The organism is Bacillus sp. SCT118 (genome assembly GCF_058566435.1).
Genome location: NZ_CP191225.1, coordinates 3,228,934 through 3,250,215 on the forward strand (window position 1 = coordinate 3,228,934; position 21,282 = coordinate 3,250,215).

At 46.3% G+C, this 21,282-nt stretch carries 21 protein-coding genes and 1 pseudogene; 8 read left to right on the forward strand and 14 right to left on the reverse strand.

Annotation, left to right across the window (positions count from 1 at the left end; all coding sequences use genetic code 11):
• Window positions 1-2: 2 nt before the first annotated feature.
• The 7 genes from ACQVGT_RS16620 to ACQVGT_RS16650 form a co-directional block, all read right to left on the reverse strand.
• On the reverse strand, window positions 3-128 hold the full coding sequence (locus tag ACQVGT_RS16620) for a hypothetical protein (RefSeq protein WP_015383084.1): 126 nt from the start codon (window positions 126-128) through the stop codon (window positions 3-5).
• A gap of 26 nt (window positions 129-154) precedes the next feature.
• A complete protein-coding gene (locus tag ACQVGT_RS16625; RefSeq protein ID WP_015482948.1) occupies window positions 155-1,114 on the reverse strand; it encodes a tripartite tricarboxylate transporter substrate binding protein in 960 nt (319 codons plus the stop codon).
• Window positions 1,115-1,116: 2 nt separating this feature from the next.
• Window positions 1,117-1,797, reverse strand: a complete 681-nt coding sequence (gene citT, locus ACQVGT_RS16630) for a two-component response regulator CitT (protein ID WP_015482947.1) — start codon at window positions 1,795-1,797, stop codon at window positions 1,117-1,119.
• Complete coding sequence (yflR, locus tag ACQVGT_RS16635; protein ID WP_015383081.1) at window positions 1,769-3,397, reverse strand: two-component sensor histidine kinase CitS; 1,629 nt, start codon at window positions 3,395-3,397, stop codon at window positions 1,769-1,771. The genes citT and yflR overlap by 29 nt, the downstream gene beginning before the upstream one ends.
• 126 nt (window positions 3,398-3,523) lie before the next feature.
• The gene (locus tag ACQVGT_RS16640; RefSeq protein WP_015383080.1) at window positions 3,524-4,960 is read right to left on the reverse strand and encodes an anion permease; all 1,437 of its coding nucleotides are present in this window, start codon (window positions 4,958-4,960) and stop codon (window positions 3,524-3,526) included.
• Between the two features lie 126 nt (window positions 4,961-5,086).
• A complete protein-coding gene (locus ACQVGT_RS16645) occupies window positions 5,087-6,349 on the reverse strand; it encodes a pectate lyase (protein WP_015383079.1) in 1,263 nt (420 codons plus the stop codon).
• A 189-nt stretch (window positions 6,350-6,538) separates the two neighbouring features.
• Window positions 6,539-6,886 (reverse strand): YflT domain-containing protein, encoded by a 348-nt coding sequence (locus ACQVGT_RS16650; RefSeq protein WP_015383078.1) that lies wholly within the window; start codon window positions 6,884-6,886, stop codon window positions 6,539-6,541.
• A 243-nt stretch (window positions 6,887-7,129) separates the two neighbouring features.
• Here ACQVGT_RS16650 and ACQVGT_RS16655 point away from each other — a divergent pair, with 243 nt between their 5' ends.
• The 6 genes from ACQVGT_RS16655 to ACQVGT_RS16680 all read left to right on the forward strand — a co-directional run bounded on the left by ACQVGT_RS16655 (window position 7,130) and on the right by ACQVGT_RS16680 (window position 12,563).
• Window positions 7,130-7,498 (forward strand): YfmB family protein, encoded by a 369-nt coding sequence (locus ACQVGT_RS16655; protein WP_003233730.1) that lies wholly within the window; start codon window positions 7,130-7,132, stop codon window positions 7,496-7,498.
• 108 nt (window positions 7,499-7,606) lie between these two features.
• Entirely contained in the window at window positions 7,607-8,554 is a 948-nt protein-coding gene (gene yfmC / locus ACQVGT_RS16660; protein WP_015482946.1) for a Fe(3+)-citrate ABC transporter substrate-binding protein YfmC, read from the forward strand.
• A 72-nt stretch (window positions 8,555-8,626) separates the two neighbouring features.
• Window positions 8,627-9,628, forward strand: coding sequence for a Fe(3+) dicitrate ABC transporter permease FecD (fecD, locus tag ACQVGT_RS16665; RefSeq protein ID WP_015482945.1), 1,002 nt, complete (start codon window positions 8,627-8,629; stop codon window positions 9,626-9,628).
• A complete protein-coding gene (gene yfmE, locus ACQVGT_RS16670; protein WP_003243506.1) occupies window positions 9,625-10,626 on the forward strand; it encodes a Fe(3+)-citrate ABC transporter permease YfmE in 1,002 nt (333 codons plus the stop codon). The genes fecD and yfmE overlap by 4 nt, the downstream gene beginning before the upstream one ends.
• 12 nt (window positions 10,627-10,638) lie before the next feature.
• Complete coding sequence (gene yfmF / locus ACQVGT_RS16675) at window positions 10,639-11,439, forward strand: Fe(3+)-citrate ABC transporter ATP-binding protein YfmF (RefSeq protein ID WP_015383075.1); 801 nt, start codon at window positions 10,639-10,641, stop codon at window positions 11,437-11,439.
• A gap of 104 nt (window positions 11,440-11,543) precedes the next feature.
• A complete protein-coding gene (locus tag ACQVGT_RS16680) occupies window positions 11,544-12,563 on the forward strand; it encodes an NADP-dependent oxidoreductase (protein ID WP_015482944.1) in 1,020 nt (339 codons plus the stop codon).
• A gap of 52 nt (window positions 12,564-12,615) precedes the next feature.
• Here the strand turns inward: ACQVGT_RS16680 and ACQVGT_RS16685 are convergent, their stop codons facing one another.
• Window positions 12,616-13,062, reverse strand: coding sequence for a GNAT family N-acetyltransferase (locus ACQVGT_RS16685; protein WP_015383073.1), 447 nt, complete (start codon window positions 13,060-13,062; stop codon window positions 12,616-12,618).
• A gap of 68 nt (window positions 13,063-13,130) precedes the next feature.
• The gene (locus tag ACQVGT_RS16690; RefSeq protein WP_015482943.1) at window positions 13,131-14,261 is read right to left on the reverse strand and encodes a DEAD/DEAH box helicase; all 1,131 of its coding nucleotides are present in this window, start codon (window positions 14,259-14,261) and stop codon (window positions 13,131-13,133) included.
• Between the two features lie 172 nt (window positions 14,262-14,433).
• Between ACQVGT_RS16690 and ACQVGT_RS16695 the strand changes: the two genes are divergently transcribed.
• Entirely contained in the window at window positions 14,434-15,990 is a 1,557-nt protein-coding gene (locus ACQVGT_RS16695; RefSeq protein ID WP_014476110.1) for an ABC-F family ATP-binding cassette domain-containing protein, read from the forward strand.
• A 35-nt stretch (window positions 15,991-16,025) separates the two neighbouring features.
• On the opposite strand, the gene ACQVGT_RS16700 is transcribed toward ACQVGT_RS16695, so the two are convergent.
• Window positions 16,026-16,466 carry a hypothetical protein gene (locus ACQVGT_RS16700; RefSeq protein ID WP_041518209.1) on the reverse strand — a complete coding sequence of 147 codons (441 nt, stop codon included), beginning with the start codon at window positions 16,464-16,466 and terminating at the stop codon, window positions 16,026-16,028.
• 199 nt (window positions 16,467-16,665) lie between these two features.
• Here ACQVGT_RS16700 and ACQVGT_RS16705 point away from each other — a divergent pair.
• Window positions 16,666-16,856, forward strand: a pseudogene (locus ACQVGT_RS16705) (GNAT family N-acetyltransferase); the annotation flags it as partial.
• 35 nt (window positions 16,857-16,891) lie between these two features.
• Here the strand turns inward: ACQVGT_RS16705 and ACQVGT_RS16710 are convergent.
• The 4 genes from ACQVGT_RS16710 to ACQVGT_RS16725 form a co-directional block, all read right to left on the reverse strand.
• Entirely contained in the window at window positions 16,892-18,082 is a 1,191-nt protein-coding gene (locus ACQVGT_RS16710; protein WP_015383069.1) for an MFS transporter, read from the reverse strand.
• Between the two features lie 64 nt (window positions 18,083-18,146).
• Window positions 18,147-18,569, reverse strand: a complete 423-nt coding sequence (locus ACQVGT_RS16715) for a MerR family transcriptional regulator (RefSeq protein WP_014476107.1) — start codon at window positions 18,567-18,569, stop codon at window positions 18,147-18,149.
• A 124-nt stretch (window positions 18,570-18,693) separates the two neighbouring features.
• Window positions 18,694-19,140: a YfmQ family protein gene (locus tag ACQVGT_RS16720; RefSeq protein ID WP_015482940.1), complete on the reverse strand. Its 447-nt coding sequence runs from the start codon at window positions 19,138-19,140 to the stop codon at window positions 18,694-18,696.
• Between the two features lie 122 nt (window positions 19,141-19,262).
• A complete protein-coding gene (locus ACQVGT_RS16725) occupies window positions 19,263-21,152 on the reverse strand; it encodes an ABC-F family ATP-binding cassette domain-containing protein (protein WP_015383066.1) in 1,890 nt (629 codons plus the stop codon).
• Window positions 21,153-21,282: the final 130 nt, after the last annotated feature.

The window sequence follows — 21,282 nt, forward strand, 5'->3', positions numbered from 1 at the left end:
CCTTACTCCCCTTTTTGTCTTGCCTTTTTGCCATCGTATGGGAAAACAAATCGCAAGTAAATAATTTGGTTTTTTTGTATTTTTAATTTTTTAAAACCGTTTTGTTCTTTTTGATCAATTTTCGGCATGAAAAAAATCCCGGGATGCCGGGATCTTAATTTCCTGTCATGATGCTTTGATAAAAAGCAGATTGCTCTTCTAAAAACCGTTTCGTTTCCCTGCTGTTTAAATAAAAGCTTTCCCAGTCCTGTTCGTTTATTTTCCGCTTCCATTCAGGTGAAGAGGTGACCTCCTTTAGCGCTTGATCCCAGTAAGAAATCTCTTCCTCAGACATATTTTTCGGGCCCAAAATCCCTCTCCAATGAGAAAAAACAAACGGGATTCCCTGCTCCTTCCACGTCGGTACATTTGGAAAACCGGGAAGTCTTTTATCAGACGTTACAGCGGCTAACGTGATATCGCCGTTTCGTTCATATGGTTTCGCTTCAGAAAGTGTCATGGAAGCCGCTTCTATCTCATGTCTGATCAGCGCCTGAATGAGCTGTTCACTGCTGTCATACTGTGAGAATTGAATGTCAAACGCGTCAATGCCGTACATATCTGCCGCTCTGACGAACGAGAGCTGATCATCATTGCCAAACCCCGGGGCAAAGCCGATTCTCACCTTGCCAGGATGCATGTTGATCTCATTCAGCACATCCTTGCCATTTGTTAACGCTGATCCTTTTGGCAATGCAACCGTCTGCCATTCCTTGGAGAGAATGGCGAGCGGCGTAAAATCGGCCATTTTTAATTTACTTTGCCCGAGAAGATCATTGCTCAATATTAGGCTGGACGTCATGCTGATGGTTTGTTTGCTGCTTTTGTTGACATATTTCCAGCCTTTCTCTCCCCCGCCGCCGGGTTTATAGACGATATGAACATCACCCTTCACGATCTGCTTCTGCCTCAAAACAGATTGGATCGCCTGCGCTGTGACATCCCAGCCGCCAGAAGGCTCAGCGGGGACGACAATTTCTATCGGCCCGTCCGGCAGGCGCGGCGCAGCCGCCTGCCTGATATCACCCTGCATAAAGATCAATAGAAAAATCAATAATATTATAGATTTTTTCATATCTAATCCGCCGCCAAATAATATTTTCTCTCCGGCCTGCCGATAATCCCGTATTCAAGCTCGGCTCTTGCTTCTTCCTTTGACACAAGGTACTCGGCATAACGGCGGGCAGTTGTTCGTGACGCCCCCATTTTTTCCCCAAGTCCCTCCGCTGTCAATCCTTCTGACGCAGTCTGAAGCGCTTCCTTAATTTTTCGCAGTGTAATCGAATTAATGCCAGTCGGCAAATCCTCTGCCGGCAAAGCTGTCTTCACACCGTTCCCAAAAATATGGTCGATCATCGATTGGCTGACCTCCGGCTGAGACATGAGCAGCTTCCTTTTTTCTTTATACTGAAGCAGCACCTGCCTGAACTTGTCAGCCGTTACGGGTTTGATCAAATAGTGGGCAATCCCCGCTCTTAGCGCTTCCTGCAAATGCCGGGTTTCTGTTGCCGCTGTGATAATCATAATGTCCACTTCAGGAAATCGGCTTCGTATATCAGGAATCAACGCGGTCCCAAGCTCGTCCGGCATATAAATATCCAGCAGAAGCAAATCAGCCTTGTGTTCCTTCAAAAGCGCCAATGTCTCTTTTGCGTTAGCCGCCTTGCCGATAATCTTGAATCCATCAAGCTGTTTAATCAATCTCTCATGGATTTGCGCAACTCGAAAATCATCCTCCGCAATCGCGATGTGAATCAAATGGATTCCCCCTTTGTTTCTCCTTCGGTATAAACACAGTGAATACCGCCCCGCCAGTTTTTTGATTCGCCAGTTCGATCCAGCCGCCCAGTTCACGCACTGAGTCTTTCACATTGGCCAGACCGTAGCCTCTCTTCATCCCCTTTGAAGAATAGCCTCTCTCAAACACTTCTTCCATCTTATCTGGCGGCACACCGGGCCCTGTGTCTGATACTTCAATGACAATGTCATGGCCCATATCCGTGATAAAAAACAAAACTTCCTTCACGCTTTGCTCCGCTACAGCTTCGAAAGCGTTATCAATTAAATTGCCGATAATTGTAATAAGATGGGACAAGCCGATATGTGCAGGAAGAGGCGCGAGTGAGCTGTTCTCATCAATCATCAGCTTGACCTTCTTTTCCGATGCCTTGCTTATTTTCCCTAACAAAATGGCCTGCACCTGTTGCGAATGAATGTTATGGAATAAAAGATCATGCTGTTCATTTTGTATCGCATATTCCTCTTTAATCAGATCAATGGCTTCATCATACTCCCCAAGTTCAAGCAGCCCTAAAATCGCATAAAGCTTATTTGAAAATTCATGAGTCTGCGCCCTGAGATCCTCAGAATATTTGCGAACCTCAGTCAATGTGTCGATCAGCTTCTTCAGCTCTGTTTTCTCCCTGAAGCTGACGACAATCCCATATGCCTGCCCGCCTTGATTCATCACTTTCGTATTGATAATAAACACTTGATCGTTGACGCTTACCTCTTGGTTCGGCAGCATTTCTCCTAGTTCAAGCACAGACATCAGCCCTGCTCCCGGCATGACGTCATCTATAGGAAGATGGATCACAGGCTCGGGCAGCTTCAGCATCTCGGCCGCCGATACGTTCATCATGGTGACGACGCCTTCACGATTGGTGGCAATAATCCCTTCTCGAATCGCGAAAAGCATTGCGTTCCTCTCACGATATAGAGCCGCGATCTCATGCGGTTCAAGCCCAAGCGTATCCTTTCTGATGCTTTTCGCCAGCACGGCGGCGCCAATAAATCCGAGCAGCAACACAAGCACAGCAATCACACTCAAATTTCTCAAATGCTTTTTGATGCTTTGCTCTGTCTCCGTTTGCAGAAAATCAACAGATACGCTGCCGATCACTTGGCTGTATCCCTTTTGTTCTTTTATAATCGGCGCGCTCCCTCTGATCACTCTTCGTCCATCCGCTTTTGTTTCAGAAACATGCGAACCGCCAAACAAAATTTCTCTGCTGCGCTCCAGTTTCTTTAATCCGCTTTTTAAAGAGGCGCTGCGAATGTCTCCTTTTTCGTCCAAAACATAAATGGCAAACGCGCCAGTCTGTTCTTTCATTTGTTCAATGACCTCTTGCGTCTCAGCCGCATGTCCGCCTTTTCTCTCAATGAGCTCTTTAACCGGCGGCATATAGGAAATGGTTCTCGCCGTTTGAACCGCCAGCTGCTCTGCCTGTCTCCGTTCTCCCTGTGTATGCTGAACGGCTAACGTAATAGTCAGCACACCAATGACAAAGACCAGCAGAGCCGCAATCAGCCCCATTATTTTTGTTTGCAGGGAAAAATGGAACCGCTTTTTCACCACAGCACCAGCCGTCCTTTCTACCTAGATCATATCATTTTTATAGGGAATTTTCTCATTTTTCAAAATCCGTTTTCTTGCGAAGGAGTGAAAATAAAAAAAAGGCAGACCGCGTCTGCCTTTTTCTTTCTACCATATTCCTAGTACTTTCCACCATAATCCGCCGATCACAAGCCATACGATGATATGAACAATCGACAGGATAAATCCGATGGACCACCATTTGCCTTGTGGGATGTAGCCTGCTCCGAAGAAGACCGGAGCCGCTCCAGAACCGTAGTGAGTCGTTGACCCGAACAGGTTGCTGATGAACGCGAGGCTCAGCGCTGCTAAAAGCGGCGGTGCGCCCGCTGCCACGACGACAGCCAAAAATGCTGAATACATCGCACTGATGTGGGCTGTCGCACTTGCAAAGAAATAGTGAGAGTAATAATACACAACAATTAAAATGATGAATGCCACAATCCAAGAGAACCCTGATACGGATGATTTCATGGCATTACTGAACCAAGACACCATGCCTAATTCATTCAAGAAGTTGGCGAGCATGACAAGCGCCGCAAACCAAGTGAGCGTATCCCAAGCGCCCTGTTCTTTCTTGATATCATCCCAAGTCAGAACCTGTGATAATAAGAGAACGGACAAACCGATCAATGCGGTTGTGGTTGCGTCGATGTTGAAGCTGCCGCCAAAAATCCACAGCACAAGCACCAAAAGAAACACGATAACCATGGAAAGCTCTGATTTTTTGAATGGTCCCATTTCTTTCAGTTTTTCTGTTGCGATTTTCGCCGCATCCGGTGTTTCTTTGATTTCCGGCGGATACAGCTTGTAAATCACAAGCGGCGTGATGATTAAGCTTACAAGTCCCGGTACAATCGCGGCAATTGCCCAGCTTGTCCATGTTAAGTCCACCCCTGCGACATCATGGGCCAGCTTGGCAATCAGCGGGTTCGCCGCCATCGCTGTCAGGAACATAGCAGATGTGATCAGATTCCCCTGAAAACCGGTTTTTAATAAGAATGCACCGATTTTTCTCTCTGTTCCATTTGCCGGGCTTGATCCGAATGTTTCGGATAATGATCTGATAATAGGAAATATAATGCCTCCTGCACGCGCCGTATTACTTGGAATAGCAGGTGAAAGTATTAAATCACTGAATAGCAGTGAATAAGAAAGTCCAAGGGTTTTTTTCCCGAATTTCTGAACGAATACATACGAAATTCTCGCACCGAGCCCGGTTTTGATAAATCCCCGGGAAATAAAGAATGCGATAACGATAAGCCAAATGGTCTTATTCCCGAATCCGCTTAATGTATCCTCAATTGATAGTGTTCCAGTTAGTGCAGTAACCGCCAATGCAAAAATTGCAATTGCACCCATTGGCAAGGGCTTGGAGATAAAGCCGATAATTGTCGCGACAAAAATCGCAAACAAATGCCAAGCTTTAGGTTCAAGTCCGGACGGAGCGGGAATAAACCAGATGATTAGTCCCACAGCGACAGTAATAAGCAATGGAACAAGCTTTACTGCTGACTGTTTTCCTGCGTCTTTTTCTGAAGCCATAAATAGGTCTCCTCCTATATACTTGTTTTCCGATCCCCTTTTCCATTCTACTCCTTAACTAAGTTAATAAACATTTTAATTAATTAAAAAACACAAAGGTTAGCACCCTTTGTGTTTTTCACTTTCTTAATTTAATTTACCCGCACCCGCTTGATTTATAACATTTGATTTCACATTAGCAGAAGCATCAATCGATCCATGCAGAGACGGCGTCCAGCCGACAGAAGAGCTCAACCCGTTTGCAGCCGATGCGTTGATCTGTGTGCCGTTCAGCAACGTGCCGGAGTCATATAAAGCCGTTCCCCCGCTGAATACGCTGATCGTTTTAGCAGCTGACAGTCCCGGTACGTCAATGACATTGTTTTGGGCATAGATTTTAGATGACTTTCCGATTCCCCATGCATAGCTGAAAGGATAACTTGAAGAGCTTGTGCTTCCTTCATAATAGTTGTTGTATACGTGCACTTGCCCGAAGCGGACTCTCGGCGCGCGCTGGACAATATTTTTATAGCGGTTATGATGCAGCGTAATTTTTAATTTGCCGTCATCGGAGGTTTTGCTGTCACTTGATCCGAAAATGGAGCTTTTATCATGATCGTGATAATAGTTGTAAGACATCGTGATATAGTTAGCACCGTTGGAAGCATCCGTTTGGCCGTCATGGTGCTGATATTTTCTTCCATAATATTTTGGCGATGTGCTGTCCGGACGCGAACCGTCATTAAATGTACAGTGATCAATCCAGATGTGTGTGCCGCCGTTTATCGTGATGTTGTCGTATTGTGAGTTCCAGTTCCCTGAGCTTCCGTCAGTCGGATCCCATTGCGGAAAATAGTCATAGGCATCCTGGAATTCAATGTTGCGAATAATGACGTTATCACTCTTGATTTGGAAGTTTCCGCCCACGACTTTAGCGTTAGTCCCTGAACCGACGATCGTCGTGTTTGCAGGAATATCCACCATGACCCGTGCTTTTTGGTTTTTCTGAGAGCGTGCTCTCGCTTCTTCTTGTGTTCCCGACGGCTCTTTTTTGCCCCATGTGCTAGGATCATAGGCTTTCAAATATTTGTCCAAATCATACTCCGGATCTTTATAGTCATTTAGACCAAGCGGCTTCAGATTGTCATCTACGTTCATGTCAATCGTTCCCTTGATATAAATGATTTTTGGCGTTGTGTTCGTTTCCTTCCCTAATGCCGAGACAAGCTGGTTTCTGTTGCTGACGGTATACACATTTGAGGACGATGCTTTTGACCCGCCTGTCGTGCCGGTCGAGTACGCGCCCCATCCATCATTGGATCCCAACGTCTGGTGGCCTAAATCAGCTGCGTTCGCGCCAGCTGGAGTCAATCCTAAAAACAAAGCCGTAGCTAACATCATTTTTTTCATCCACTATGTACCCCCATTTTCTATTTTGTGAGATTTTATTCCAATTTATCACAAAAATATAATAGCAAATTGAGGGACATCCAGAACCGAAAATGTTCCGCTATCCTATTGCGGCATTCTGCAAAATACCACCGCAAAGACCGCAAAAAAACCAAAAGGCCGTCATGGCCTTTTGGTTTTTTCTTTGCTTTATGCCCAAGCTTTCACTTTTTCGTTATCTGTCACAAAGAGAAGCACTTTTCCTTCATCTAAGCGTTTTTCAAATTGAGCGGCTTCATCTTCAGAAAAACCGATTTCGTGAATTTTATTGCGGAGCTCGTCTCCTTTTTTATTGAAGATATTTCCCACCGCGTGCTTGAAACCTGTTTCTTTGGCTCCGATCGTATTGGCATTCGTGTTGTCTGCCAGGCGTTCCGTTCTGTCATCGTCGTGAGCTAAGACGTATACATCCTCTTTCGCAACACCTATTTTCTGTAATTCCTCTACATCCTTCATAAGCTGCTCGTCATTTGTATACTCTTTTACAACTGGTTTCATGTCGATATTCCTCCTTCATGTTTTCTATATTTCTTTCATACCCGATCGTCTGTACCTGAAACAGATTCCAGAACATTAAAGAGAAAAACAGGAGGAATGGTAGTAGCTATTTGTTTTCCGTCCATGGTAAAGTGATAGGAACGGGACCTATTTTCAGAAAAATCAAAATTAAAGAGAAGCCGCTGCACGGAGCACACGACCATGAAATACTGCCTTTATCCGTACGAGCAGGAGGTATGTCTAATGCAATACTTTTCACCAGAACAGCAATACAATGCTTGGATTGTGAGTGATTTAGTCAAACAGATTTTCCATAAGCGTGCCGGATGTTCACCAGGAATTCACGAGCTTGCGGTTTTTGCCGAGGAACATTTTCATATCGATATCGACTTTGTTTTCTCGATTATCATGAATATCGGCGACATTGAATTTGCACTAACAGATGAAATAGAAAAGAAATTGTCCGGTTATCTCAGCACTCTCCTTCCTTATGTCACTGCTGATATGTTCGAAACCTCTAAAGCCAACGCCCATGCGTTTTTGTCTCGAAGACACGGTAACGCTGCATACCACTTATTTGTGTCTGATGATGCTTTCATGAGAAAGCAGTAAAAACGCAGCTTTCTTTACTAAAAAAATATTGACATGATAAGCCATGCTATTATAGTGTTACATGTGATAATGATTCTCATTACTAAATCTGAAAAAAGGAAGAATGACATGCGCACCTATTCTAACAAGTTGATTGCCATCATGAGTGTTTTATTGCTCGCCTGCCTCATTGTATCCGGCTGTTCATCAAGCCAGAATAACAACGGAAGCGGCGAAAACAAGTCTAAAGATTCCAGAGTGATCCATGACGAAGAAGGAAAAACGACAGTAAGCGGCACACCTAAGCGGGTGGTTGTGCTTGAGCTTTCATTCTTGGATGCCGTTCACAATCTCGGCATTACGCCGGTGGGCATCGCCGATGACAACAAAAAAGATATGATTAAAAAGCTTGTCGGCAGCTCCATTGATTACACATCTGTAGGCACACGCAGCGAACCCAATCTTGAGGTCATCAGTTCCTTGAAGCCTGATTTAATCATCGCTGACGCTGAGCGCCATAAAAACATTTATAAACAGCTGAAACAAATTGCCCCGACGATTGAATTAAAAAGCCGTGAAGCGACATATGACGAAACGATCGACAGCTTTACGACCATTGCTAAAGCATTAAATAAAGAAGATGAAGGAAAAGAAAAGCTTGCCGAGCACAAAAAAGTCATCAACGATCTAAAAGCCGAACTTCCGAAAGATGAAAACCGCAACATCGTTCTCGGCGTTGCAAGAGCGGATTCCTTCCAGCTTCATACATCATCATCCTATGACGGAGAAATCTTTAAAATGCTAGGCTTTACACACGCTGTGAAGTCAGATAACGCCTATCAAGAGGTCAGCCTCGAGCAATTGAGCAAAATCGATCCTGATATTTTGTTCATCTCAGCCAACGAAGGCAAAACCATTGTAGACGAGTGGAAAACGAACCCGCTCTGGAAAAATCTCAAAGCGGTGAAAAATGGACAAGTCTATGATGCGGACCGTGACACTTGGACAAGATTCAGAGGCATCAAGTCTAGTGAAACAAGCGCCAAAGATGTGCTTAAAAAAGTGTATAATAAATAGGACAAATGAGAAGCGAGGGGAAATCCTTGCTTCTTCGTTTTTGCAACCAGACGCAGTAAGGAAGTGAGACTGTTGTATCATTCAGCCAAACGGCGCTCATCATCAAGACTGATGATGTTCATCATTGCACTGATTATTTTTATATTTGGGCTTGGGCTGAATCTTTCAGTAGGAGCCTCAGACATCGGCATCATAGATTCATTGAAATATCTTTTTGTATGGGACGGTTCAAAGGAACAGCTCATCATCTCTACTCTTCGCCTTCCCCGCACATTAATCGGCGTTTTTGTCGGCGCCAGCCTAGCTGTAGCAGGGGCGCTGATGCAGGCTATGACCAGAAATCCTCTGGCTTCACCCCAAATTTTCGGTGTGAATGCGGGTGCATCGCTTTTTGTCGTTGCTTCTCTCGTCATTCTGCCGGCATCGCCCTATTCATCTGTTATATTCGCTTTTGCGGGTGCGGCAGCAGGCGGCGCGATTGTATATATGATTGCCTCATCCGGCGGAATGACACCTGTCAAGCTGGCGCTGTCAGGAATGGCCGTGCACTTGTTCCTTTCCTCTATGACACAGGCCATCATTATTTTAAATGAGTCAGGTGAGGATGTTCTGTACTGGATGACAGGCGCAATCGACGGCAGCAACTGGCAGGACGTCATAACCATCGCTCCGTTTTCTGTCATTGGCATCGGGCTTGCCCTCGTATTTTCCGGTTCTGTTTCTGTTCTCGGTCTCGGAGACGAAACAGCAAAAGGGCTTGGACAAAATATGAACGGCATCCGGATTCTGATCAGTTTGATTATTTTAATCCTTTCCGGCGCTTCCGTAGCCGTCGCCGGGCCGATTGGCTTTGTCGGGCTGCTCGTCCCACATATTGTCCGCAAGCTGATCGGAGAACATTATCAATACGTGCTTCCGTTTTCGGCACTGTTCGGTGCAATTTTGCTGGTGTACGCAGATGTTCTGGCCAGATGGATTGCATTTCCTTATGAATCACCGGTCGGCATTGTCACCGCGATTATCGGAACGCCGTTTTTCTTATATTTGGCAAGGAAAGGGCGACATCTGAAATGAAGAAAACAACCAGAAAACAAAAACGCCCCTTGCTGGCGATACTCATATTGGCCGTGATTTTGATCGTTCTGTCCGTCATCAGCATTGGAATCGGTGCATTATACATTTCACCTGATGCGGTAGTGACGAATCTGCTGGGACTGGATCATTCCTTTGAATTTATCATCCAGCAATATCGCCTTCCCCGCATCATATTAGCAATTTTGGCCGGTGCAGGGCTTGCCGCTGCCGGAGCGATTTTACAGGGTGTGATCCGAAATCCGCTCGCTTCCCCGGACGTTGTCGGCATTTCAAAAGGCTCCGGACTTGCGGCGATGGCTGTGATTCTCATCTTTCCTGAGTCGCCGGTATACGTGCTTCCGTTCTCCGCATTTGCCGGAGCCGCCATTATTGCTGTACTATTATTAATGATAGCCCGAAAAAAGAGCATTCAGCCCTCTTCACTGGCTTTATCAGGCATTGCTTTAGGCGCGGTCTGCCACGCCGGAATGCAATATATGATGGTCAAGTTTCCGGGCGACGTGAATGCTGCACTCATTTGGCTGACAGGAAGCCTCTGGGGAAGAAACTGGGAAGAAGTCAAGCTGCTTGCGCCATGGCTTTTGATTCTTTTTCCGATCGTCTGCATACTCATACCGAAGCTGGATCTTATGTCACTCGGGGATGAGCTTGCACAGGGTCTCGGAGAAAACGCAAACCGGCTGCGGTTCATCCTGATTTTCACCGCGGTGGCACTGGCGGGAAGCTGTGTAGCCGTCGTCGGCTCAATCGGTTTTATCGGCTTGCTTGCTCCGCATATCGCCAGACGGCTTACCGGAGAAAAAGCTAAATATTTACTGCCTGCATCAGCATTAATTGGTGCTATTATATTATTAATTGCAGATACGTTAGGGCGTGGCATCATGCCTCCGGTTGAAATACCTGCCGGAATACTGACAGCCGTGATCGGCGCGCCTTATTTCTTATATTTATTGAAATTCGAAGCGAGGAAACAGTAGGGAGAGGATACCATGGGAAAACTGGCTGCAGACCAGCTCACTCTTTCATATGACAGTACAGTGATTATTGACGGAGTCGACTTAAAGATAGAAGAAGGAAAAATCACTGCGCTCATCGGCGCTAATGGCTGCGGTAAATCAACAATCCTCAAATCGCTCGCCAGGCTGATGGCTCCGAAAAGCGGTACAGTGCTACTAGAAGGAAAAGACATCCACCGCCAGCCATCAAAAGAAGTCGCAAAAAAACTGGCCATTCTTCCACAATCTCCTCAGGCTCCTGAAGGATTGACGGTAGAGGAATTATGCTATTTTGGCAGACATCCTCACAAAAAGCTGTTATCCAAGCATACCCAAGAGGATCATGACATGGTAGAGTGGGCGCTGGAAGCAACGGGCATGATTGAACTGAAGGATCGGACACTTGATGCCCTCTCAGGCGGCCAAAGACAAAGAGCCTGGATTTCCATGGCACTTGCGCAAGGCACTGAGTTGCTTTTGCTTGATGAGCCGACCACGTATTTAGACATCTCACACCAGATTGAAGTACTTGAACTGCTGAAAAAGCTGAACCGCGACCATGGCCGCACCGTTGTCATGGTGCTCCATGATTTAAACCAAGCCGCTCAATATGCTGACTATCTAATCAGTGTGCTGGACGGAAAAATATACAACGCCGGAACACCGGAAGATGTGTTCACCCAGCCATTTTTCCGTGAAGTCTTCGGCTTGGAATGCTGCATCATGAGAAGCCCGATCGACCAGAAGCCAATGTGCCTGCCGACGGGACTGTGTCCGAAATTACGGGCGAAATGAAAAGGAGAGGAGCCCCCTCTCCTTTTTTGTATGCCGGCTTACCTTTTGTATTTCCTCTCCTGTCCATGTTACAGTGGTGTCAACCAAGTGATAGGAGGATGAAAATGACAGCATCTCAGCAGCAAATTCAATTAGCAAGACGTCCACAAGGTATTCCTGTTCATGAAGACTTTCGCTTTGAAACCATTCCGGTTCCTGAACCCAAGCAAGGGGAAGTGCTTGTCAAAACGCTTTATGTTTCGGTTGACCCTTATATGCGCGGCCGTATGCAGGATACGAAGTCATATGTTGAGCCGTTCGCTTTAAATGAAGCGCTTTCTGGCGGGGTTATCGCTGAAGTTGTGTCAGACGGGAATCATCTGAAAAAAGGCGATATCGTCATCGGAAATCTCAGCTGGCAGGAATTTTCCGCTGTGAGCGAGTCTGCCTTGCGAAAAATTGATACAAGCCTTGCTCCCGCTTCGGCCTATCTCGGCATTTTGGGAATGACCGGCTTAACAGCATACTTCGGATTGCTGGACATCGGACGCCCGAAGGAAGGCGAAACCGTGGTTGTCTCCGGAGCTGCCGGAGCCGTCGGTTCAACAGTCGGTCAAATTGCCAAAATCAAAGGCGCTCGAGTTGTCGGTATCGCGGGTTCTGATGAAAAAATCGACTATTTAAAACAGGAGCTTCAGTTTGACGAAGCCATCAATTACAAAACAGCGGATGATATCCAAAAAGCGCTTCTAGACGCTTGTCCTGACGGTGTCGATGTGTATTTTGACAATGTCGGCGGACCGATTTCAGACGCGGTGATGAATCTGCTCAATGAATTTGCCCGCATTCCGGTGTGCGGCGCCATTTCTTCCTATAACGCAGAAAGCGAAGCAGATGACATGGGCCCTCGTGTCCAATCAAAACTCATTAAAACGAAGTCGCTGATGCAAGGCTTTATCGTAAGCGACTACTCCGATCGTTTTTCTGAGGGAGCAAAACAGCTGGCCGAATGGCTGAAAGCTGGTAAACTCCATTACGAGGAAACCATCACAGAAGGCTTCGAAAACATTCCTGACGCGTTTCTCGGTTTATTTAAGGGAGAAAATAAAGGGAAACAGCTGATCAAGGTCAGTGATCCGAGCTGAATGAAGATGAAAACGGGAGGCCTTTTTGCCCTCCTTATGTATTTAGATGAGATCAGCTGCGAAGAATCAGCGTAAGAAAACCATCTTCATCAGGTTCCGTATCTTCCAAAGTGAATCCTGCTGCTTGAAAGCAAGCTAAACTGATTCGATTGTCTTCTTCGATGCATGCCACCCATACCCGCACACTTTTAAATTCAGGGTCATTCAGCAGTTTTTGCAGTATTTGTTTTCCATACCCTTTAAGCCGGTACAAAGGATTGACGATCAATCCAATATACGTCCGCTCCTCTCCGAACTCAATAACGACCATCCCTGCCGGCAGCTGTCCATCATACGCCATGATGACAGTATTGTGTTCATCATTATTTACTCGTGCATACCAGTCATCTAATGGCAGCATCCCATCCATTCTCCGTCTGGTATCCTCAATCTCAAACCAGTGTTCAAGGATGTTCAGCTCTGGCTCCTTCACTGTTTGAAACCTGTCTATTGAAACCACCTTCCCACCCCCTGCGCGAAACTTTTTCTATTATTTTACAATGAAAAAAGGGCTTTTCGCCCTTCTTTTTATTTCGTCTTCAGTTTTCCGCCTGCATACACAGCTTCACTCAGTTCAACACCAAGCTTCTTCGCCATTTTTTTCAGCTTAGATTCCTCCAATTTCGTAACAAGGCTCAGCACGTTGCCTTCTTTTCCGGCCCGGCCTGTTCGTCCTGATCTGTGGACATAGCCATCTTCATCAGGAATATCAGCATGAATCACGTAGGGCAGGTTTTCAATGTCTAAACCGCGTGCGGCAATGTCAGTCGCCAATAAAAGAGGAAACTCTCCGTCTTCGAATGCGGCAATGATTTTTGCCCGCTCCATTTTTTTCGCTTCACTGTGCAAAACGCCGAGTTCAACGTGGTGATATGCCAGTTTTTCCGCATATACACTCAGGTTGCCAATGTCTCTCACAAATACGAGTGCCTGCATGCCTTCAAGCCTTGACAGCTTTTGCAGCAGCTTCACTTTGTCGCGCTGGTCGCAAATCAGGTATTGATGCTTCACTTTCCCTGCCTCCGCCTTGCTTCGCTGTACCTTCAACACCTCAGGCTCTTGCGCCAATTCGCGGAGCACATCCTCTGTTTCCTTTTTAAGCGTGGCAGAGAAACATAGAAGCTGGCGGTCTCTTAATGTCGTTTTAATAATTTGTTTGATCGTCTCGCGATGCTCCGGCAGGATAAGCTGATCCGTTTCATCAAGTACAATCGTTTTCACTTCATGCATTTTGAGTTTCTTTGCTTTAATCAGTTCAAATACCCTGCCCGGTGTGCCGACAATGATATGCGGATGTTTCTTCAGCTTTTCGACCTGCTTCTTCACATTCGCCCCGCCGATTAAGGAAGCCGCACGCAGCTCTGAGCCCGCTTTCCAATCCTGAATCACCTGAAAAATCTGCATGACCAGCTCACGGGAAGGCGCTAAAATCACCGCCTGCGGATGCTTTTGCTCTGGTTTGATCCGCTCCAAGACCGGCAGCGCATACGCCAGCGTCTTCCCTGTGCCTGTCGGCGATTCTGCAATGACATCCTTTCCATCCATGATCAGCTGGGCTGCCTGCTCCTGAACAGGGGTTGGCGTTTGAAAGCCGGAAGCATTCCAATTCTCTTGTATAAATGATTGTGCATTATGTAAAAATGGCCAAGTTTGCGTCATTTTGTTCTCCTCAATTCCTGAAATCTATTCCATAGTATCTCAAAACCTCGCCCGGAACGCAATTTTTCTTTTTCTTTCCTATACCTTTCAACATTCCGAATCCTCCTTTATAATCAAAAGGGTGAATATTACACGCCGATTGTGCGTGTTTGATAACGATAGAGGTGTAAACATGAGTATTTTATCTGTAAAGGATTTAAGCCACGGCTTCGGGGACCGGGCCATTTTTAATAACGTTTCCTTCCGCCTGTTAAAAGGCGAGCACGTCGGCTTGATCGGCGCAAACGGTGAAGGAAAATCAACCTTCATGAATATTATTACCGGAAAGCTTGAACCTGATGAGGGAAAAGTCGAATGGTCAAAAAATGTCCGTGTCGGCTATCTGGATCAGCATACCGTGCTGGAAAAAGGAAAATCTATTCGCGACGTCCTGAAAGACGCATTCCATTATTTATTTGCGATGGAAGAGGAAATGAACGAGATTTACAACAAAATGGGCGAGGCTGATCCCGACGAGCTCGAGAAGCTGCTTGAAGAAGTCGGCGTCATTCAAGACGCGCTGACAAACAATGATTTTTATGTCATTGATTCCAAGGTGGAGGAAATTGCCCGCGGTCTCGGTTTGAGCGATATCGGATTAGAGCGAGATGTCACCGATTTGAGCGGCGGACAGCGCACAAAGGTCCTTCTCGCTAAGCTGCTCCTTGAAAAGCCGGAAATTCTGCTTCTCGATGAGCCGACCAACTATCTTGATGAACAGCATATTGAATGGCTGAAACGCTACCTGCAGGAATACGAGAACGCGTTCATCCTGATTTCCCACGATATTCCGTTCTTGAATAGTGTCATCAACCTGATTTATCACGTTGAAAATCAAGAGCTGACACGCTATGTCGGCGACTACCATCAGTTTATGGAAGTCTACGAGGTGAAGAAACAGCAGCTTGAAGCGGCCTATAAAAAGCAGCAGCAGGAAGTCGCGGAGCTGAAGGATTTCGTCGCCCGCAACAAAGCGCGCGTCAGCACGAGAAACATGGCGATGTCCCGCCAAAAGAAACTCGATAAGATGGATATGATCGAGCTTGCGGCAGAAAAGCCAAAGCCGGAATTCCACTTTAAGCCGGCGAGAACGTCAGGCAAGCTGATTTTTGAAACAAAGGATCTCGTGATCGGTTACGATTCCCCGCTGTCCCGTCCGCTCAACCTCCGCATGGAACGCGGCCAAAAAATCGCCCTTTACGGCGCAAACGGGATCGGAAAAACGACGTTGCTGAAAAGTTTGCTTGGCGAAATCCAGCCGCTCGAAGGCTCTGTAGAACGCGGTGAGCACATCTATACCGGCTATTTCGAGCAGGAGGTCAAGGAAACAAACAACAATACGTGCATCGAAGAAGTATGGAGCGAATTCCCTTCTTATACGCAGTATGAAATCCGTGCCGCTCTGGCAAAATGCGGACTGACGACAAAGCATATCGAAAGCCGCGTCTCCGTATTAAGCGGAGGCGAAAAAGCGAAAGTCAGATTGTGCAAGCTAATCAACTCAGAAACAAACCTGCTGGTGCTCGATGAGCCGACAAACCACTTGGATGTCGATGCCAAGGAAGAGCTCAAGCGCGCCCTGAAAGAATATAAAGGCTCCATTCTGCTCATTTCCCACGAGCCAGATTTTTATATGGATATCGCGACAGAAACGTGGAACTGCGAGTCTTGGACGACGAAAGTGCTTTAATTTATAAAAAACCCGCCTGATGAAGGGCGGGTTTTTTACTGCCATTTTTTCTGAACGATTCTCAAAAGCTCTCTGTCTTTTAAAATGAGCTGCAATGGAGATGTGAATTCATCAAGTGTCAGCTCTTTTTTGCCAGAAAGCTCATAGTCTTCCTCATCAGCCCATGCGGTGAACCATTCAACCGAAAAGCTGTTTTTCATGATGCTGTGTATGTAATGATAGAGCACCTGTAAACACTTCTGATCATATTCGTCAGGCTTTGCCTTATCCATGGCAAACGTCCCCTCTACAGCATGAACCATCACTTGAAATGGCAATCGTAAATGAACGGACACATTCTCAGCTTCTCCAAGATAAATCCCAGCCGCATCAATGCCTGACCGAAGCGGATGCCCTTTCCGCGAACGCCGTTCTTGCTGACCGAAAAAACCGGGTTCTAAAGGGGTTTTAGCTGTTAAATAGTAAAATTGTGTCATAAAGGCTGTCCTTTCCTGCACCAATTCGATTATGATGCCATTATAACGAATAATACATACTGACCGTAAAGGGGTAATAACATGATCATCGGCAAAAAAAGAATTCAATGTAAATGAACTTCAATACATTATTTGATCAGCTCGTGCAGAGGATGCATATAAGCTGTCTGCATTAACATTGGAAAATAGATGGATATGAGTGTTAAAAGAATTTTGGGGCTATGGCATCAAGAAACATCTTTTACAGCAGTCTCTCTCTTGGCCGGATACCAACGTCCTTTCACTATAAAAACATACGTATTTGAAGCAGAAGGAATCTTAAAAAAAGGGAAATTGCTTTCTGACGGAAGCTACTACAATACGGTTGTAATGGGAAAATTCCACGATTAAAAAAAGACACTGCATCTGCGCAGTGTCTTTCGTTATTAATGCCCCGCCTTAATTCCGGCAAGATGTTTACGTCCCATGAGAAGGACAAGCATGCCGACAAAAACGACGATTCCGCCTACTGTATATGGTGTGCTTGCGGTGAAGTGTTCTGACAGCATTCCCGCAATCCACGGAGCGAGCGCGCCGCCGATGAAGCGGACTGAGCTGTAGGCTGAAGACGCGATTGAACGTTCAACCGGCGCAGAACCCATCACAGCGGTTGTCATGATCGTATTCACCATACCGAGGACAGCACCAGCGACAACGATACATGTAATAATCAAAGTCTGATGGTCTGTCCAGATCCCCATAATAACGAGAATGGCCGCAAAGGCGATAAAGAGAACGACGAGCGAACGCACTGTGCCCAGCGCTTTGTGCACGAGCGGCGCCGTAAAGACTGACGTAATCGCCAGCAGAAGGCCCCAGCCGAAGAAGACATATCCAAGACCGTGTTCATCTAAATCCAGAACGAACGGAGAATAAGCAAGCAAAATAAAAAATCCAAAGTTGTATAAGAATGCCGATACCGCCATCGTTAAAAGGCCTTTATATTTGAGCGCCTTCATCGCATCAAACACACCGACGCGTTTCGCCGGTTTCGGCAATTTCGGAAGCATGAAAGAAATCGCGATTAACGCAATAAACATCAGGACAGATACTCCGAAAAACGGCGCGCGCCATGAAATGCTTCCAAGCTCTCCGCCTGCAAGCGGCCCGATGGAAATCCCGAGACCGAGCGCAGCCTCATACAAAATAATCGCTTGGGCGCTTCCTCCGACTGATACGCCGACGATGACTGCAAGCGCTGTTGAAATAAATAAGGCGTTACCTAACCCCCAGCCGCCGCGATAACCGACAAGCTGAGCTATTGAGCTTGAACTTCCGCCAAGCGCTGCAAAGACAATAATAAAAATAAGTCCGAGAATTAACGTCCATTTCGCGCCGATGCGGCTGGAAATGGCTCCTGAGAAAAACATCATAAATCCGGTTACAAGCAAATAACTTGTAAACAAGAGTGATACTTCACTAGGTGAAGCATGTAATTGTGCGGCAATGGCCGGAAGAATTGGATCGACCAGCCCGATTCCCATAAAAGAAATCACACAGGCAAACGCGACAGCCCATACCGCTTTCGGCTGGCTGAGCAAGCCTGTTTTCTGATTCACTTGTGTTGTCTTATCCATTTGACCTGACCTCCATCTTTATTCCATTAAAAGAAACGCTACAAAAATAGCGTTTGGCAAATTTTCATTCGATTGATTGAATGGCACGTTCCGCTTTATTTTTCATGCCCTGCAGGCGTTCTTTAAAGCTTTGGAATGTGCGGATTTTCTCATCAATCAAATCCAGCTGGTGATTCAGGGTTTCCTGAATTTCCTCCAGTTTTTCTTTCCGTTCCTTAGGATCCAGTGACAACAAATACCCCTCTTTGTTTAACTCTAGCTGACGGCTGGTTTCCATGAAATGCTGAAGCTCCTGAAGGGAAAAACCGAGCACCTCTTTTGTGCTGATGACTTTCTCAAGCTCCTCCATATCATCCTCTGAATAAAGCCTTACACCGCCGTCTGTCCGTTTCGGCGCCGGAATCAAGCCGATTTCTTCATAAAACCGGATGGTCCGCTTTGTCAGCCCGCTTCTTTTGGCCACTTGATCAATCTTCATCCATTCCAAGGTAAATCCCCCTTCGCCGTTTCTGTTACCATTATACACCTTTTGAACCTTAACGTAAACGTTAAGGTTTGAAAAACAATAAAAAAGACGAGTAGCATAAAGCACCCGTCTTTCACTTTCCTGTTTAAGCTAAACTTCCCGCCACTGACAGAGACTCTTTTTGAAGGCTTTCAGAAAGCACTCGATACGCGATCACTTTCTTCTTGTACTGTTTCACGACGTCGATATGGTCGTCGTAGCGGTACACGAATAGCTTCACGTCTTTTTTTCCTTTTTTTGTATCTATTACCAGCGGCGTGCCGCCGTTTTCCGGATGTAAATAACGCTCTTCATCACCTGGATAGATATAATATTTTTCCAGGAAGACAGCTTCGTTAAATTGATCAATCACTTTCTGCTTCTCTGCACCCTCGAGGCGTTTTCCATCTAGAGAGAGACTCGCATTTTCGTCACTCAGCTTGGCGTGCACTTCAAATTTGCCGAGGAGCCATTCTATGACGCCTGTAGGAAGACAGGTTAATACGATTTTCACCAGACTCATGAGAATTAACATCACGATCGCCCATGTCATACTTCATCATCTCCGTTAGTTTTCCATGTGCCGCTGACACACAATTTTATCCTAACATAAGCAGGCCGGTTCGTTTTTGTCCATTATGTGAAAAAAAGCGCGGCCTGCTGCGGCCACGTTTTTTAGCTTTCCAGCTCTTCTATCATGAGGGACAATTCTGTCCAGCGGTCCATCGCAGCCTCAAGCTCTTCCGCAGTTTTCGCCTGCTCGGCCATCAGCTCTTGGATTTTGCCAAAATCACTGCCTGCTGCGGCGATGTCAGCTTCGAGCTGCTCATGCTTTTCTTCCAGATGGGCAATTTTATCTTCGATGCCGTCCCATTCCAGCTGGTCTTTGTAAGAAAGCTTTTTCCGTTTTTTCTTCGGCTCGGCTTCAGCCGTTTTTTCCTCAGCTGTCGGTTTTGGGGCCGCTTTTTTCGCTTTTGACTCCTCCATATAGTCGCTATAGGAGCCTTGAAAGCGGGAAATGACGCCATTTCCTTCAAATACAATCAAACGGTCGACGACGCGGTCAAGGAAATAGCGGTCATGGGATACGGTGATGACGACGCCTGGGAACTGGTCAATATAATCCTCAAGAACGCTTAATGTTTCAGTATCCAAATCGTTCGTCGGCTCATCGAGAAACAGGACATTCGGCTCCTGCATGAGAACCTGAAGCAAGTATAAACGGCGTTTTTCCCCGCCGGACAGCTTGCGGATATACGTCTGCTGCATCGAACGCGGGAAGAGGAAACGCTCGAGCATTTGTTCAGCTGTAATCATATCGCCATCTGCCGTTTTTACGACCTCCGCCGTTTCTTTTATATAGTCAATGACCTTTAACTCACCGTTCATTTCACTATGATCCTGAGTATAGTAGCCGATTCTGACCGTCTGTCCGATCGTAATATCGCCTCCGTCCGGCGTATGACGGCCGGCAAGGGCATTTAACAGCGTTGTTTTCCCGATGCCGTTCGGCCCGATGATCCCGATCCGTTCACCTGGTATGACAAGTTCATTAAAACGGTCGACGAGCATGCGGCCGTCATAAGCGATCATGACGTTCTCCGCTTCAATAACCTGTTTTCCGAGACGGTGCGAGCCAATGGCAAAATCGAGTGAACCTGATGACTGAGGGCCTTTCTGCTCTTTAAGCGTCTCTACCCGGTCAATTCTCGCCTTTTGTTTTGTGGAGCGGGCTTTCGCTCCTCGTCTGAGCCAGGCCAGCTCGCGGCGCAGCAGGTTTTGCCGCTTCGTTTCCTTTTGCTCAGCCTGCGCTTCCCGTTCCGCGCGTTTTTCTAAAAACACTTCATAGTTGCCTTTGTACGTGTAGAGGCTGCCTCTTTCAAGCTCATAAATGCGGTTGGTGACACGGTTTAAGAAATATCTATCGTGCGTCACCAGCATGACGGCGCCGGGATATTGGCTTAAATACCCTTCAAGCCACTCAATCGTTTCATTATCCAAATGGTTTGTCGGCTCGTCCAAAATGAGCAGATCAGCGGGCTGAATTAAGTTTTTGGCAATGGCTACCCGTTTTTTCTGGCCGCCTGAGAGCTCATTGACCGGTTTTGTTACGTCGTTGACGCCCAGCTTAGACAATACGGTTTTTGCCAAGGTGTTTGCATCCCATGCATTGTTTGCGTCCATTTTCGCTTGTGCTGCCAGCAGGTGTTTCTGGCGCTGTTCATTTTCGGGATCTTTCCCCAGTTCATACAGCGCTTTTTCATATTCACGCAAGGTTTTCATCACAGCCGATTCACCGGAATAGATATGCTCCAGCACTGTTTGCCCCGCAGGCAGCTCCGGGTCTTGATGAAGAAATTCGACCTGCACGCTTCCGGATTTCGTGATTTCTCCTTCTTCGATAGATTCCAAGCCGGCAATCACTTTCAGCAGCGTTGATTTGCCTGTTCCGTTTGGCCCGATTAATCCGATTCTCTCATTCTCTTCAATATGAAAGGAGATATGGTCAAATAATGTTTTATCTCCGTATGTTTTATAAAGATTTTCCGCTTTTAATATGCTCATGTTTCCTATCAATCCTCACGTAAGTTCATGTGTACATTTTAAATCAGCCGCTGGAATAAAACTAGTAAAACGTCAGACAAATTTCATGGAAATGCAGGATAGAAAAAGACCGGGGACATTTGTCCCCGGT

What these genes read in the sequence shown, in the direction of transcription:
- ACQVGT_RS16725 (WP_015383066.1), bottom strand. Translation starts at nt 21,152, where the DNA reads ATGAGCATATTAAAAGCGGAAAATCTTTATAAAACATACGGAGATAAA.
- ACQVGT_RS16695 (WP_014476110.1), top strand. Translation starts at nt 14,434, where the DNA reads ATGAGTATTTTATCTGTAAAGGATTTAAGCCACGGCTTCGGGGACCGG.
- ACQVGT_RS16645 (WP_015383079.1), bottom strand. Translation starts at nt 6,349, where the DNA reads ATGAAAAAAATGATGTTAGCTACGGCTTTGTTTTTAGGATTGACTCCA.
- ACQVGT_RS16655 (WP_003233730.1), top strand. Translation starts at nt 7,130, where the DNA reads ATGCAATACTTTTCACCAGAACAGCAATACAATGCTTGGATTGTGAGT.
- ACQVGT_RS16690 (WP_015482943.1), bottom strand. Translation starts at nt 14,261, where the DNA reads ATGACGCAAACTTGGCCATTTTTACATAATGCACAATCATTTATACAA.
- ACQVGT_RS16620 (WP_015383084.1), bottom strand. Translation starts at nt 128, where the DNA reads ATGCCGAAAATTGATCAAAAAGAACAAAACGGTTTTAAAAAATTAAAA.
- ACQVGT_RS16640 (WP_015383080.1), bottom strand. Translation starts at nt 4,960, where the DNA reads ATGGCTTCAGAAAAAGACGCAGGAAAACAGTCAGCAGTAAAGCTTGTT.
- ACQVGT_RS16650 (WP_015383078.1), bottom strand. Translation starts at nt 6,886, where the DNA reads ATGAAACCAGTTGTAAAAGAGTATACAAATGACGAGCAGCTTATGAAG.
- ACQVGT_RS16720 (WP_015482940.1), bottom strand. Translation starts at nt 19,140, where the DNA reads ATGACATGGGCGATCGTGATGTTAATTCTCATGAGTCTGGTGAAAATC.
- yfmF (WP_015383075.1), top strand. Translation starts at nt 10,639, where the DNA reads ATGGGAAAACTGGCTGCAGACCAGCTCACTCTTTCATATGACAGTACA.
- ACQVGT_RS16700 (WP_041518209.1), bottom strand. Translation starts at nt 16,466, where the DNA reads ATGACACAATTTTACTATTTAACAGCTAAAACCCCTTTAGAACCCGGT.
- ACQVGT_RS16625 (WP_015482948.1), bottom strand. Translation starts at nt 1,114, where the DNA reads ATGAAAAAATCTATAATATTATTGATTTTTCTATTGATCTTTATGCAG.
- ACQVGT_RS16710 (WP_015383069.1), bottom strand. Translation starts at nt 18,082, where the DNA reads ATGGATAAGACAACACAAGTGAATCAGAAAACAGGCTTGCTCAGCCAG.
- yfmE (WP_003243506.1), top strand. Translation starts at nt 9,625, where the DNA reads ATGAAGAAAACAACCAGAAAACAAAAACGCCCCTTGCTGGCGATACTC.
- ACQVGT_RS16680 (WP_015482944.1), top strand. Translation starts at nt 11,544, where the DNA reads ATGACAGCATCTCAGCAGCAAATTCAATTAGCAAGACGTCCACAAGGT.
- yfmC (WP_015482946.1), top strand. Translation starts at nt 7,607, where the DNA reads ATGCGCACCTATTCTAACAAGTTGATTGCCATCATGAGTGTTTTATTG.